This window comes from Streptomyces sp. NPDC048481 (assembly GCF_043200075.1).
Taxonomy (GTDB): Bacteria; Actinomycetota; Actinomycetes; order Streptomycetales; family Streptomycetaceae; genus Streptomyces.
In genome coordinates this window covers 70,156-83,539 of the sequence record NZ_JBICXC010000009.1, presented here as the reverse complement: position 1 = coordinate 83,539, position 13,384 = coordinate 70,156, and the positions used below count along the sequence as shown (strand labels likewise).

General features: G+C 72.4%; 12 protein-coding genes and 1 riboswitch. Of the genes, 11 read left to right on the top strand and 1 reads right to left on the bottom strand.

Features of this window, described 5'->3' with window-relative positions; translation table 11 throughout:
- Window position 1: 1 nt before the first annotated feature.
- From ACGFSH_RS25225 to ACGFSH_RS25210, 4 genes are all read left to right on the top strand, one after another.
- On the top strand, window positions 2-1,627 hold the full coding sequence (locus ACGFSH_RS25225) for a YifB family Mg chelatase-like AAA ATPase (protein ID WP_393352454.1): 1,626 nt from the start codon (window positions 2-4) through the stop codon (window positions 1,625-1,627).
- Entirely contained in the window at window positions 1,624-2,934 is a 1,311-nt protein-coding gene (gene dprA / locus ACGFSH_RS25220) for a DNA-processing protein DprA (protein WP_393352452.1), read from the top strand. The genes ACGFSH_RS25225 and dprA overlap by 4 nt, the downstream gene beginning before the upstream one ends.
- A 262-nt stretch (window positions 2,935-3,196) precedes the next feature.
- Complete coding sequence (gene whiG, locus ACGFSH_RS25215) at window positions 3,197-4,039, top strand: RNA polymerase sigma factor WhiG (RefSeq protein WP_329414086.1); 843 nt, start codon at window positions 3,197-3,199, stop codon at window positions 4,037-4,039.
- A 94-nt stretch (window positions 4,040-4,133) separates the two neighbouring features.
- On the top strand, window positions 4,134-4,691 hold the full coding sequence (locus ACGFSH_RS25210) for a TetR/AcrR family transcriptional regulator (RefSeq protein ID WP_393352841.1): 558 nt from the start codon (window positions 4,134-4,136) through the stop codon (window positions 4,689-4,691).
- Window positions 4,692-5,185: 494 nt separating this feature from the next.
- Here the strand turns inward: ACGFSH_RS25210 and ACGFSH_RS25205 are convergent, their stop codons facing one another.
- Window positions 5,186-5,650 carry a M23 family metallopeptidase gene (locus ACGFSH_RS25205; protein WP_393352449.1) on the bottom strand — a complete coding sequence of 155 codons (465 nt, stop codon included), beginning with the start codon at window positions 5,648-5,650 and terminating at the stop codon, window positions 5,186-5,188.
- 628 nt (window positions 5,651-6,278) lie between these two features.
- Here ACGFSH_RS25205 and rpsB point away from each other — a divergent pair.
- From rpsB to rlmN, 7 genes are all read left to right on the top strand, one after another.
- Window positions 6,279-7,205 (top strand): 30S ribosomal protein S2, encoded by a 927-nt coding sequence (gene rpsB, locus ACGFSH_RS25200; RefSeq protein ID WP_393352446.1) that lies wholly within the window; start codon window positions 6,279-6,281, stop codon window positions 7,203-7,205.
- 155 nt (window positions 7,206-7,360) lie between these two features.
- Entirely contained in the window at window positions 7,361-8,197 is an 837-nt protein-coding gene (tsf, locus tag ACGFSH_RS25195) for a translation elongation factor Ts (protein ID WP_393352443.1), read from the top strand.
- A gap of 189 nt (window positions 8,198-8,386) precedes the next feature.
- Window positions 8,387-9,145, top strand: coding sequence for a UMP kinase (pyrH, locus tag ACGFSH_RS25190; RefSeq protein ID WP_393352440.1), 759 nt, complete (start codon window positions 8,387-8,389; stop codon window positions 9,143-9,145).
- Between the two features lie 175 nt (window positions 9,146-9,320).
- The gene (gene frr / locus ACGFSH_RS25185) at window positions 9,321-9,878 is read left to right on the top strand and encodes a ribosome recycling factor (protein WP_020128692.1); all 558 of its coding nucleotides are present in this window, start codon (window positions 9,321-9,323) and stop codon (window positions 9,876-9,878) included.
- Window positions 9,878-11,074, top strand: a complete 1,197-nt coding sequence (locus ACGFSH_RS25180; protein ID WP_393352437.1) for a phosphatidate cytidylyltransferase — start codon at window positions 9,878-9,880, stop codon at window positions 11,072-11,074. Before frr ends, ACGFSH_RS25180 begins: the two co-directional genes overlap by 1 nt.
- A 188-nt stretch (window positions 11,075-11,262) precedes the next feature.
- The gene (locus tag ACGFSH_RS25175) at window positions 11,263-11,712 is read left to right on the top strand and encodes an SRPBCC family protein (RefSeq protein ID WP_393352435.1); all 450 of its coding nucleotides are present in this window, start codon (window positions 11,263-11,265) and stop codon (window positions 11,710-11,712) included.
- 340 nt (window positions 11,713-12,052) lie between these two features.
- Complete coding sequence (rlmN, locus tag ACGFSH_RS25170; RefSeq protein ID WP_393352433.1) at window positions 12,053-13,159, top strand: 23S rRNA (adenine(2503)-C(2))-methyltransferase RlmN; 1,107 nt, start codon at window positions 12,053-12,055, stop codon at window positions 13,157-13,159.
- A 38-nt stretch (window positions 13,160-13,197) separates the two neighbouring features.
- Window positions 13,198-13,306, top strand: a riboswitch (TPP riboswitch).
- Window positions 13,307-13,384 lie beyond the last annotated feature (78 nt).

Here is a 13,384-nt window from a genome sequence, read left to right as displayed (position 1 = left end):
GATGGGATTCGCGCGTACGTGCTCGGTGGCGCTGGTCGGCGTCGAGGGAGTCGTCGTCGAGGTCCAGGCCGACCTGGAGCCCGGAGTGGCGGCGTTCACCCTGGTGGGGCTGCCCGACAAGAGCCTGAGCGAGAGCCGGGACCGGGTACGGGCGGCGGTCGTGAACTCCGGCGCCGAGTGGCCGCAGAAGAAGCTCACGGTCGGGCTCAGCCCGGCCTCCGTCCCCAAAGGAGGGTCGGGGTTCGACCTCGCCGTCGCCTGCGCCGTGCTCGGCGCGGCCGAACGCATCGACCCCAGGGTGCTCGCCGACATCGTGATGATCGGGGAACTGGGCCTGGACGGCCGGGTGCGCCCGGTCCGCGGCATCCTCCCCGCGGTGCTCGCCGCTGCCGACGCCGGATACGAACAGGTGGTCGTGCCCGAATGCGCCGCCGCCGAGGCCTCCCTGGTGCCGGGCGTCTCCGTGCTCGGCGTGCGCAGCCTGCGCCAGCTGATCGCCGTCCTCGCCGACGAGCCGGTGCCCGAGGAGGAGCCCGACGAGGCGGGCCGCCCCGACCCGCTCCTGGCCGGACTGCGGATGCCCGGCACCGGCGCGGCCACCGGCATGCACAGCATGGGCGCCGCCCAGCAGGACCAGGGGCACGACCTCGCGGACGTGGTCGGGCAGCGCTCGGCGCGCACCGCCGTCGAGGTCGCCGCGGCCGGCGGCCACCACCTCTTCCTGGAAGGGCCCCCGGGAGCCGGCAAGACGATGCTCGCGGAACGCCTGCCGGCGGTGCTGCCCCGGCTCGGCAGGCAGGAGTCCCTGGAGGTCACGGCCGTGCACTCGGTGGCCGGGCTGCTGCCACCGGGCAAGCCCCTCATCGACGTGCCCCCTTACTGCGCGCCGCACCACTCGGCCACGATGCAGTCGCTGGTCGGGGGCGGCCCCGGAGTCGCCCGGCCCGGCGCCGTGTCGCTGGCCCACCGAGGGGTGCTCTTCCTCGACGAGACACCGGAATTCGGCAGCCACGCCCTCGACGCCCTGCGTCAGCCGCTGGAGGCGGGCCACGTCGTGATCGCGCGCAGCGCGGGCGTGGTGCGCTTCCCGGCACGGTTCCTGATGGTCCTCGCCGCCAACCCGTGCCCGTGCGGCCGCTTCTCGCAGCGCGACACCCTGTGCGAGTGCTCGCCCTCCGCGATCCGCCGCTACCAGGCCCGCCTGTCCGGCCCGCTGCTCGACCGGGTCGACCTGCGCGTCGAGGTCGACCCGGTCGGCCGTGCCGAGCTGGCCCACCGGGGGCCGGGCGGCGAGTCCACCCGGACCGTCGCCGACCGGGTTAGGGCCGCCCGCGAGCGGGCGTCGGCCCGGCTCGCGGGGACGCCGTGGCGGACCAACAGCGAAGTGCCGGGCCGTGAACTGCGCAACCGCTGGCACGCCGCGGCGGGAGCCATGGACGAGGCGGAACGCAACCTGGAGCGCGGGGTGCTGACGGCGCGCGGCCTCGACCGGGTGCTGCGTGTCGCCTGGACCGTCGCCGACCTCGTCGGCCACGACCGGCCGGACGCGATGGACGTGGCCCTCGCCCTGCAACTGCGCACAGGGGTGCCCCGCGGAGTCCCCATGGCCCTGGGAGCACCGACATGACGCCCGGCGGCCCCCAGGACGACAGCCCCCGGCCCGACCACCCCTCGACCTACGACCCTCCGGCCCACGGTTCTCCGGCCCGGACCTCTGCGGCCCACGGTTCTCCGGACCACGGATCTCCGGCCCACCGTCCGCGGGACGGTGATCGTCCGGACGTCGGACCTCCGGACGAGGAGCGGCTCGCCCGGGTCTTCCTCGGGAGGGTCGTCGAGCCCGGGGACGAGGTGAGCGGTCAGTGGGTGCGCGAACGGGGCGTGCGGGAAGTGGTGCGCCGGCTGCGCGGGGACGGGGAGCCGCTGCCCGGGGTGACCGCCCGACGCTGGGCCGGGCTGCTCGCGCGGGCCGAGCAGGCCGACCCCCGGCGCGATCTCGCCGTCGCCCGGGAAGCGGGGGTGCGCTACGTCTGCCCCGGCGACGCCGAGTGGCCGGGCACGCTGGACGAACTCGGGGACTCCAGGCCGCTCGGGCTGTGGGTGCGCGGGCGGCCCAGCCTGCGCATGTGGGCGCTGCGGTCGGTCGCCGTGGTCGGGGCCCGCGCCTGCACCGGATACGGCGCCCACATGGCCGCCACGCTGGCCTGCGGCCTCGCCGAACGAGGGTGGGTGGTCGTGTCCGGCGGGGCCTACGGGGTCGACGGCGCCGCCCACCGGGGCGCCCTCGGCGCGGGCGGCGCGACGGTCGCCGTCCTGGCCTGCGGGGTCGACCGGCCCTACCCGAGCGGCCACACGGAGTTGATCGGCAGGATCGCGCAACAGGGTCTGGTGGTGGGCGAGTTGCCGCCGGGCGACCACCCCACGCCCACCAGATTCATCCAGCGCAACCGGGTGATCGCCGCGCTCACCCGGGGCACGGTCGTCGTCGAGGCCGCCTACCGCAGCGGCTCACTGGTCACCGCGAGGGCGGCGCAACGGCTGGGCCGGCACACCATGGGCGTGCCCGGGCCCGCCACCAGCGGGCTGTCCGCCGGGGTGCACGAACTGCTGCGGGGCGAGGCAGTGCTGGTCACCGACGCGGCGGAGGTCGTCGAACTCGTCGGGGACATGGGGGAGCTGGCCCCGGAGCGGCGCGGGCCGCAGCTGCCGCGCGACCTGCTGGAGCCGGGTGCCCGCCAGGTCCTGGCCGCCCTCCCCGCCCGGCGGCCCGCCGCCCCGCACGAGGTCGCCCGGGAGGCGGGCACCACACCTGACGACGCGATCGCCCGGCTGTACGAGCTCCGCGCGCTCGGCTACGTCGAACGACACGGCGACTGCTGGAAGTTGACACGCCAGGCGATGGTCTCCGTTCGAGGAGGCCGGCCACGATGTTGACCCGGGGGGTTCGGCCGTCCGGGGGAACGTCGAAAGCCTTGAGAATTCAGGCAGTTGACCCGCACCACCGTCACCCGCAGCGACCGCCGTGACTCCGGAGAGCGTTCAGCGGAACGTATCTGCGTACCGGTCCGGGCATGCCCTTCGCTCACCGCGACACCTCAGTCACGCTACGCTCACGTGGATTCCGGCACAGACCGGACCACTGCACCACGCGGTACCGACCTCACGCACTTCACGGCAGAACGGCACAAGGCGACGAATGCCCCAGCACACCTCCGGGTCCGACCGGGCGGCGATCCCCCCAGCCGCCCGTGACGGTGGCAGCGTGCGGCCGCCCGCTCCCTCGACGCTCGACGAGCTGTGGCGGTCGTACAAGGCGACAGGCGACGAGCGGCTGCGCGAACAGCTGATCCTGCACTACTCGCCGCTGGTGAAGTACGTGGCGGGACGGGTGAGCGTCGGTCTGCCGCCCAACGTGGAACAGGCCGACTTCGTCTCCTCGGGCGTCTTCGGTCTGATCGACGCGATCGAGAAGTTCGACGTCGACCGGGAGATCAAGTTCGAGACGTACGCGATCACCCGGATCCGGGGCGCGATGATCGACGAACTGCGGGCGCTGGACTGGATCCCGAGGTCGGTGCGGCAGAAGGCCCGCAACGTGGAGCGGGCCTACGCGACGCTGGAGGCCCGGCTGCGGCGGACGCCCACCGAGTACGAGGTGGCCGCGGAGCTGGGCATCGCCGTCGAGGAACTGCACGCCGTCTTCAGCCAGTTGTCGCTGGCCAACGTGGTGGCGCTGGAGGAGCTGCTGCACGTCGGAGGCGACGACGGCGACGGCCTCAGCTTCATGGACACGCTGGAGGACACCGCCGCCGACAACCCGGTGGAGGTGGCCGAGGACCGCGAGCTGCGGAGGTTCCTGGCCCGGGCGATCAACACGCTGCCCGACCGGGAGAAGACGGTCGTCACGCTGTACTACTACGAGGGCCTGACGCTCGCCGAGATCGGCAACGTGCTGGGCGTGACCGAGAGCAGAGTCAGCCAGATCCACACCAAGTCCGTGCTCCAGTTGCGCGCGAAACTGGCGAGCTTCGGTCGCTGACCTGCGCGGACGACACGGACCTCGTCGGCGTCACTCCTGTCGGGGGCGACGCGTCCGTAAAGTGGACGCCGTGCCAAGGATTCGAGCGGCCTCCGTGGCCGAGCACCGGTCGATGCAGCGTGCAGCCCTCCTGGACGCGGCGCGCACCCTGTTGTCCGAGGGCGGGACGGAGGCGCTGACCTTCCCGGCCCTCGCCGAGCGGACGGGCCTCGCGCGCTCGTCGGTGTACGAGTACTTCCGGTCGCGGGCCGCCGTGGTCGAGGAGCTGTGCGCGGTCGACTTCCCCGTGTGGACGGCGGAGGTCGAGGCGGCGATGGCCGCGGCCGACGGCGCGCAGGCCAAGGTCGAGGCCTACGTCCGCGGTCAGCTCGCGCTGGTCGGGGACCGGCGGCACCGGGCCGTCGTGGCCATCTCGGCGAGCGAACTGGACGCGGGCGCCCGGGAGAAGATCCGCGCGGCGCACGGCGCCCTCGTGGCGATGATCGGGGAGGCGCTGGCCGACCTGGGCCACACCCAGCCCCGGCTGACGGCCATGCTCCTCCAGGGCGTCGTCGACGCGGCGGTTCGGCGCATCGAACTCGGGGCCGCCGAAGAACCCGAGGCGATCACCGACGCGGCGGTGGCGATGGCCCTGCACGGAGTCAGCGGCTGAAACCCCGTCCGACCGAGCCTGGCCCCCTGCCCGTGGCCCCTGAGTCTCCGGCAGGCGGTCCATGGCAGGCGTCCCGGCCCCAGTGGTCGGAGCAGGCCGCCGGGCACGCCGCAGAGTCGGGCTCGCGTCCCAAGCGACAGATGCCCGTGGCCGGAGACGGCGAGGCCGGGCTCGCACGCCCCGCCGCCCTCCGCCCGCCGCCCGCAGGCTGGAGGAGGTGGTCGGTGCGCCGCCCATGGCAAGGGGCCGTGGGGTGGCGGCGACGCCGGACCTGGTGCTCCGCTGCCGGCAGCGGCTCGCGTCAGGGGCAGCAGGAGGAAGGCGCGCCGTCCCGCCAGGTCCGCAGGCGCAGGCGGGGGGGCGAGGGCTCGCCCCCAAGCGGCAGGTGCCCGCGGCCAGAGGCGGCAGGGGCGGGCTCCCGGTCCGCGCGGCAGGTGCCGCAGGCCGGGCGGCGGTGCTCTTGGAAGGGGACGCCGAGGGCGGCGGTGCCGGGCTCAGGGCAGGGGGACGCCGAGGACCGGGAGGAGGCGGGCCGGGAGGCCGCGCCTCAGCCAGGGCGGCAGGAGGGACAGCGGGTCCAGGTAGGTCTCGCCTCTCAGCAGGCCCCAGTGCAGGCAGCCGTCGGAGCAGTGCGAGCCCGCCGGTTCGACCGCGCCGACGACCTGGCCCGCGGCCACCCGGTCTCCCGCGTGCACCGACGCGGCCACCGGCTCGTACGTCGTCCGCAGCGGCGGCGCGCCCGTGTCCGCGAGCTCCACCGCGACGACACCCCTGCCCGCCACCCGTCCCGCGAAGGACACCCGGCCGGCGGCCACCGCCCGCACAGGGGTCCCCGGCGGCGCCGCCAGGTCGACCCCGCGGTGACCGCGGGCGTACGGCGTCGTCGGCGGCTCCCAGCCGCGCACCACCCGCGGGCGCGAGCCCACCGGCCAGAGCCGGGCCACCGCCGGGACGGTCACGACGTCCGGGCCCGGGGCGTCCGGGCTGCCCGGGGCATCCGGGGCTGAAGAGGCCGCTGGTCCTGCTGGGGTGGCCGGAGCGGTCGGGGCCTGAGGGACCGGTGTGGCCGGCGTGGCCGGTGGAGTGGGTGTGGCCGATGGAAGGGGTGTGGCCGGGGTCGACGGGGGTCGTGGGGCCGGTGAGGCGGGCGGGACGGGCGAAGGGGTTGGGGGGTGGATGGGGAAGGGGGAGGCGGGCGGGGGTGCGGAGGCGTGGGGCGGTGGCGGCGGGGTCGCCCGGCCCGGAGCCGCCGGCACCGACAGGATCAGCAGCGGCGCCAGGCCGCGCAGAAGTCGCTTCACGTGCATGCGGGAACCGTCGCGCATCCCGCCCGGCGCCGCCCGGACCTGTGGACCGCTGCCCGGTTGTGGACAGCGGCGTCACCCGGTGCCCCCCGGGTCCCGTACACTTCTTCTGGCGATCCGGGTCACCGGGTCGACTTCGCACGCCCCGGTAACGGGGGCCGGCTCCGGCCGGTCTTCCGGTACTCGCGCCCCTCGGTCCTCAGTGGCTCGGCGCATCGCGGGCGTCAGGCGCGGGAGCCGTCCGGCACTCGCGGCACAACCGAGAAAAACGAGGAGAACGGCCATGGCCGTCGTCACGATGCGGGAGCTGCTGGAAAGCGGCGTCCACTTCGGTCACCAGACCCGTCGCTGGAACCCGAAGATGAAGCGCTTCATCTTCACCGAGCGCAACGGCATCTACATCATCGACCTGCTCCAGTCGCTGTCGTACATCGACCGCGCCTACGAGTTCGTCAAGGAGACCGTCGCCCACGGCGGCACGGTCATGTTCGTCGGCACGAAGAAGCAGGCGCAGGAGGCCATCGCCGAGCAGGCCACCCGCGTCGGCATGCCCTACGTCAACCAGCGCTGGCTGGGCGGCATGCTCACCAACTTCTCGACCGTCTACAAGCGCCTCCAGCGCCTCAAGGAGCTCGAGCTCATCGACTTCGAGGACGTCGCCGCCTCGGGTCTGACGAAGAAGGAGCTCCTGGTCCTCTCGCGTGAGAAGGCCAAGCTCGAGAAGACCCTCGGTGGTATCCGCGAGATGTCCAAGGTGCCCAGCGCCGTCTGGATCGTGGACACCAAGAAGGAGCACATCGCGGTCGGCGAGGCCCGGAAGCTCAACATCCCGGTCGTCGCCATCCTCGACACCAACTGCGACCCCGACGAGGTCGACTACAAGATCCCGGGCAACGACGACGCGATCCGCTCCGTCACCCTGCTCACCCGCGTGATCGCCGACGCCGTCGCCGAGGGCCTCATCTCCCGTTCCGGCGTCGCCACCGGCGACAAGGGCGAGAAGGCCGCGAGTGAGCCGCTGGCCGAGTGGGAGCGCGACCTCCTCGAGGGCGAGAAGAAGGCCGACGCCGACAACGCGGACGCCGCCGAGAAGCCCGCCGAGGCCGCTGCCGAGGCCCCCGCCGCCGAGGCTCCGGCCGCCGAGACCGAGGCCCCGGCCGAGGCTCCCGCCGCCGAGGCCGCTCCGGCCGCCGAGGGCGAGCAGGCCTGATCCAGGCCGTGAGCCGTGCGGTCGCCGTCGCGCCCGCACGGCCCAGGGACGAAGTGACGGCGGGGGGCGCCGAGTGCGCCGCCCGCCGTTCACCCACAGCCCCCAGATCTTCGTAGATCTTCGAGACTTCGAACTCCGAGAGAGATTCACAGATCATGGCGAACTACACCGCCGCTGACGTCAAGAAGCTCCGTGAGCTCACCGGCGCCGGCATGATGGACTGCAAGAAGGCGCTGGACGAGGCCGAGGGCAACGTCGACAAGGCCGTCGAGGCGCTCCGCATCAAGGGCCAGAAGGGCGTCGCCAAGCGCGAGGGCCGCTCCGCCGAGAACGGCGCCGTGGTCTCGATCATCGCCGACGACAACTCCTCCGGCGTCCTCGTCGAGCTGAAGTGCGAGACGGACTTCGTCGCCAAGGGCGACAAGTTCCAGGCCGTCGCCACCGCGATCGCCGAGCACGTCGCCAAGACCGCCCCGGCCGACATCGAGGCGCTGCTCGCGTCCGAGATCGAGCCCGGCAAGACCGTCCAGGCGTTCGTGGACGAGGCCAACGCCAACCTCGGCGAGAAGATCGTGCTGGACCGCTTCGCGCAGTTCGCCGACGGCTACGTCACCGCCTACATGCACCGCACGATGCCCGACCTGCCCCCGCAGATCGGTGTCCTGGTCGAGCTCGACAAGCCCAACGCCGAGATCGCCAAGGGCGTCGCCCAGCACATCGCCGCCTTCGCGCCGAAGTACCTCTCCAAGGAGGACGTGCCGGCCGAGGTCGTCGAGTCCGAGCGCCGCGTCGCCGAGGAGACCACCCGCGCCGAGGGCAAGCCCGAGGCCGCCCTGCCGAAGATCGTCGAGGGGCGCCTCAACGGCTTCTTCAAGGACGCCACGCTGCTCGGTCAGCCGTACGCCCTGGACAACAAGAAGTCCGTCCAGAAGGTCCTGGACGAGGCCGGTGTCACCCTGAAGCGCTTCACGCGCATCAAGGTCGGCATCTGAGTCCGTACCGCGAGCGACGCGTCGGCCCGATAGGGTCGGAAGCAGTCGTCCGGTACGCCGTCACGCGCACGCGTGACGGACGACAGCAGATCTGACGAGGAGGCCATTGCCGCGCACGGGTTGCCCACGACCCCCCACCGGCAGTGGCCTTCTTCGTATGTGCACCACGTGAAAGAGGCGGGATCTCCCATGACCACCAAGGCCCAGAAGAACGACGACGGCAAACTACGCGGCCGGTTTCTGCTGAAGCTGTCCGGTGAGGCATTCTCCGGCGGCGGAGGCCTGGGCGTGGACCCCGACGTGGTGCACAAGATCGCCCGGGAGATCGCGGCCGTGGTCCGTGACGGCGCCGAGATCGCGGTCGTCATCGGCGGCGGCAACTTCTTCCGCGGCGCCGAGCTCCAGGTGCGCGGCATGGACCGGGCCCGCTCGGACTACATGGGCATGCTCGGCACGGTCATGAACTGCCTCGCCCTCCAGGACTTCCTGGAGAAGGAGGGCATCGACAGCCGCGTGCAGACCGCCATCACCATGGGCCAGGTCGCCGAGCCGTACATCCCGCTGCGGGCCGTGCGGCACCTGGAGAAGGGCCGCGTGGTCATCTTCGGCGCCGGAATGGGCATGCCGTACTTCTCCACCGACACCACCGCCGCCCAGCGTGCGCTGGAGATCGACGCCGAGGCGCTGCTCATGGGCAAGAACGGCGTGGACGGCGTCTACGACTCCGACCCGAAGACCAACCCGGGGGCCGTCAAGTTCGACGCCCTCGGCTACGGCGAGGTCATCACCCGCGACCTCAAGGTCGCCGACATGACCGCGATCACGCTGTGCCGCGACAACAAGCTGCCGATCCTCGTCTTCGAGCTTCTGGCCGAGGGCAATATCGCCCGCGCGGTCAAGGGTGAGAAGATCGGCACGCTCGTGGGGGAGCAGGGCAGCCGGTCCTGACCGGCGCCGTCCGGGCTCTCCCCGGCAACGTCCGACCGGGGGACGGACCCTGGGCGGAGGATGGACAATGTCCTGCCGGTCGGGAACCGTGCAGGAAGAAGACGCGACGCAGCCGGCCGCCGCCCTCTCGCAAGGATCCGCAGCCGGGCCTACTCAAGACACGCAGGAGCAAGTGGTGATCGAAGAGACCCTCCTCGAGGCCGAGGAGAAGATGGAGAAGGCCGTCGTGGTCGCCAAGGAGGACTTCGCCGCGATCCGCACCGGCCGTGCGCACCCGGCGATGTTCAACAAGATCGTTGCCGACTACTACGGCGCGCCGACGCCGATCAACCAGCTGGCTTCGTTCTCCGTGCCGGAGCCGCGCATGGCGGTCGTGACGCCGTTCGACAAGACCGCGCTGCGCAACATCGAGCAGGCGATCCGCGACTCCGACCTGGGCGTCAACCCGAGCAACGACGGCAACATCATCCGAGTGGTGTTCCCCGAGCTGACCGAGGAGCGCCGCCGCGACTACATCAAGGTCGCCAAGGGCAAGGGCGAGGACGCCAAGGTGTCCATCCGCGCCGTCCGCCGCAAGGCCAAGGACGCGATCGACAAGCTGATCAAGGACGGCGAGGTCGGCGAGGACGAGGGCCGCCGTGCCGAGAAGGAACTCGACGACACCACCGCGAAGTACGTCGCGCAGGTGGACGAGCTCCTGAAGCACAAGGAAGCGGAGCTGCTCGAGGTCTGATGAACGACTCTTCCTGGGGCTCACCGCCGCACGCCGGGTCGCGGGCCGGATACTGGGGGCCCGCCGACCAGGGGCCCGTCCAGGGAGCCGCCCCGGCGGGTCCCGCGTACGATGCGCCTGAGGCGCAGCAGACTCGCCCCATGCCCATCGTCCCCGACGTCCCCGCACACGGCGGAAACCAGGATGACGACCGGGGGGCCGCCCGCGTGGGCGGCCCCTTGTTCCACGAGAACCACGGCAACGCGCCCTACGGCGGCCGGCCCCACGGCCTCGCCGCCCACGGCGACGACACCTCGACGGCACAGCCCCATGCGGCGGCGCCGCAGAATCCGGAGCCCATGCCCGACGCCCCTCACCCGGCGACCGCGCCGCCGCCGAAGAAGAGCGCCGGCCGCGACCTGGGCGCGGCCATAGGGGTCGGGGTCGGCCTCGGCGTGGTCATCGTCGCGTCGCTGTTCGTCGTCAAGGCCGTCTTCATCGGCGTGATCGCCGTCGCCGTCGTCGTCGGCCTGTGGGAGCTGACCAGCAGGCTCCAAGAGCGCAAGGGCATCAAGGCTCCGCTCGTGCCGCTCGCGGTCGGCGGGGCTGGGATGGTGGTCGCCGGATACGTCCGCGGGCCGGAGGGCGCCTGGGTGGCCATGGCCCTCACCGCGCTCGCGGTGCTGGTCTGGCGGATGACCGAACCGCCCGAGGGCTACCTCAAGGACGTCACCGCCGGCGTCTTCGCGGCCTTCTACGTCCCGTTCCTGGCCACGTTCGTCGCCCTCATGCTCACCGCCGAGGACGGCGCGTTCCGCGTCATGACCTTCCTGCTCCTGACGGTCGTCAGCGACACGGGCGCGTACGCCGTCGGCTGGCGCTTCGGCAGGACCAAGCTGGCCCCGCGCATCAGCCCGGGCAAGACCCGCGAGGGCCTGCTCGGCGCGGTCTCGTTCGCGATGGCGGCCGGCGCGCTGTGCATGCAGTTCCTCATCGACGACGGCACCTGGTGGCAGGGCCTGGTGCTCGGGTTCGCCGTCGCCGCCAGCGCCACCCTCGGCGACCTCGGCGAATCCATGATCAAGCGGGACCTGGGCATCAAGGACATGGGCACGCTGCTCCCGGGCCACGGCGGCATCATGGACCGACTGGACTCCCTGCTGCCGACGGCGCCCGTCGTCTGGCTCCTGCTCGTGCTGTTCGTGGGGTCGGGCTGACCGTACGACCGCACCGGCCTTTGCGGGCCCCCTTCCCGACCGTCCGGGCAGGGGGCCCGCCGTCGTGGTCGCGAGGACGTCGTGGTCGCGGAGACGGCCCGGTGGGACGATCCTGGAGAGGGCGGCACACGGGGGCGCCCGGCAGAGTCAGCAAAAAGGGGGGATCGCCCTGAAAGGGGGCGGGCTGTATGTCCGACTTCCATGAGTCGATCGAGGTCGACGCCACTCCCGACGACGTGTGGGCTTACGTCATCGACCCCTCCCACCTGCCCGAATGGCAGGCGAGCGCGGTATCGGCGGAGCGTCTCGACCCCGGGCCGACCGCTGTCGGCTCCCGCGTGCGGGTCACCCGGCACATCGGTAGCCGGGAGATGCCGATGACCATGGAGTACACCGAGTACGATCCGCCGCGCGCCTGGTCCATGCAGGGCGTCGACGGCCCCGTACGCGGCCACTTCCACGGCGAGATCCTCCCCGTCGACGAGGGCCGCCGCTCCCGCGTGATCATGGACCTCGACTTCGAGGGCAAGGGGATGGGCAAGCTCCTCGTCCCCCTCGTCGTCCGCCGTCAGGTCCGCAAGGAGTTCCCGGTGAACGAACGGCTCCTGAAGGACCGACTGGAGCACCGCACGGCGTAGCCCGCAGCGCTCGACGAACCGACGGGCCCGCTGCCGGCATGAGCCCCGGCCCGCCCCGGGGCGGGCCCGACACACCCGCCCCGGGGACGCCCCCGACATCGAGGGATGCCGGCGCGCGCCCCGGGAACCCAGGGTGGCCAAACCCGGATGCGAACCGGGGTCCACGCCGTGTGCGAGCGCGGACGGTCCGGCCTCCGCGTCGTACCGGCCCACCCAGCGTCGTACCGGCCCACCCATGACCCTCTGCGTCCCCGATCGAGCTCCGGAGCGGGGCGGGTGACCACCCCCACCCCGCACCCGGCCCGGGCCCCCGGCGATGATCTGCCACACTGGACGTGTTATGCCTGCACCCGGAGAACTCACTTTCGTCGCCCCCCGCGGAGCCAAGAAGCCGCCGCGGCATCTCGCCGACCTCTCGCCCGCCGAGCGTAAGGAGGTCGTGGCGGAGATCGGGGAGAAGCCGTTCCGTGCCAAGCAGCTGGCGCAGCACTACTTCGCCCGGTACGCGCACGACCCGGCGGAGTGGACGGACATCCCGGCCGGCGCGCGCGAGAAGCTGCGCGAGGCGCTGCTGCCGGATCTGATGTCGGTCGTGCGGCACCAGTCGACGGACCAGGGGACCACCCGCAAGACGCTGTGGCGGCTGTTCGACGGCACGCTCGTGGAGTCGGTGCTGATGCGCTACCCGGACCGGGTGACCATGTGCATCAGCTCGCAGGCGGGGTGCGGGATGAACTGCCCGTTCTGCGCCACCGGGCAGGCGGGGCTCGACCGGAACCTGTCCACCGCCGAGATCGTGCACCAGATCGTCGACGGGATGCGGGCGCTGCGCGACGGGGACGTGCCCGGCGGGCCGGCCCGGCTCTCCAACATCGTCTTCATGGGGATGGGCGAGCCGCTCGCCAACTACAAGCGGGTCGTCGGCGCCATCCGCGCGCTGACCGACCCGGCGCCGGACGGGCTCGGGCTGTCGCAGCGCGGGATCACCGTGTCGACGGTCGGGCTGGTGCCGGCCATCCAGCGGTTCTCCGACGAGGGCTTCAAGTGCCGCCTGGCGATCTCCCTGCACGCGCCGGACGACGAACTGCGCGACACCCTCGTCCCCGTGAACACGCGGTGGAAGGTGCGCGAGGTGCTGGACGCCGGGTTCGAGTACACCGCGCGGTCGGGCCGCCGGCTGTCCATCGAGTACGCGCTGATCCGGGACATCAACGACCAGGCGTGGCGTGGTGACCGGCTGGGCCGGCTGCTGCGCGGCAAGCCCGTGCACGTCAACCTGATCCCGCTGAACCCGACTCCGGGCTCGAAGTGGACGGCCTCGCGGCCCGAGGACGAGAAGGCCTTCGTCGAGGCGATCGCCGCGCACGGGGTGCCCGTGACCGTCCGGGACACCCGTGGTCAGGAGATCGACGGGGCGTGCGGTCAGCTCGCGGCCACCGAGCGGTAGTCTGAGGACCGTACGCAACTTCATATTCCGACATCTTCATATTCCGACAGGGGAGCGCCACAGCGCTGAGAGTGCGGCACCCAGGCCCGCAGACCCTCTGAACCTCGCCCAGGTCATTCTGGGTAGGAAGTTCGGTCATCACTCGAGCTGTTGCGCCCTGCCCGGAGTCCGTGCGGACCCGGGCGGGGCCGCGTCTCTTCCTGGTCAACCCCAGGAGGAAAATCC

What these genes read in the sequence shown, in the direction of transcription:
- ACGFSH_RS25225 (WP_393352454.1), top strand. Translation starts at nt 2, where the DNA reads ATGGGATTCGCGCGTACGTGCTCGGTGGCGCTGGTCGGCGTCGAGGGA.
- dprA (WP_393352452.1), top strand. Translation starts at nt 1,624, where the DNA reads ATGACGCCCGGCGGCCCCCAGGACGACAGCCCCCGGCCCGACCACCCC.
- whiG (WP_329414086.1), top strand. Translation starts at nt 3,197, where the DNA reads ATGCCCCAGCACACCTCCGGGTCCGACCGGGCGGCGATCCCCCCAGCC.
- rpsB (WP_393352446.1), top strand. Translation starts at nt 6,279, where the DNA reads ATGGCCGTCGTCACGATGCGGGAGCTGCTGGAAAGCGGCGTCCACTTC.
- tsf (WP_393352443.1), top strand. Translation starts at nt 7,361, where the DNA reads ATGGCGAACTACACCGCCGCTGACGTCAAGAAGCTCCGTGAGCTCACC.
- pyrH (WP_393352440.1), top strand. Translation starts at nt 8,387, where the DNA reads ATGACCACCAAGGCCCAGAAGAACGACGACGGCAAACTACGCGGCCGG.
- ACGFSH_RS25180 (WP_393352437.1), top strand. Translation starts at nt 9,878, where the DNA reads ATGAACGACTCTTCCTGGGGCTCACCGCCGCACGCCGGGTCGCGGGCC.
- ACGFSH_RS25175 (WP_393352435.1), top strand. Translation starts at nt 11,263, where the DNA reads ATGTCCGACTTCCATGAGTCGATCGAGGTCGACGCCACTCCCGACGAC.
- rlmN (WP_393352433.1), top strand. Translation starts at nt 12,053, where the DNA reads ATGCCTGCACCCGGAGAACTCACTTTCGTCGCCCCCCGCGGAGCCAAG.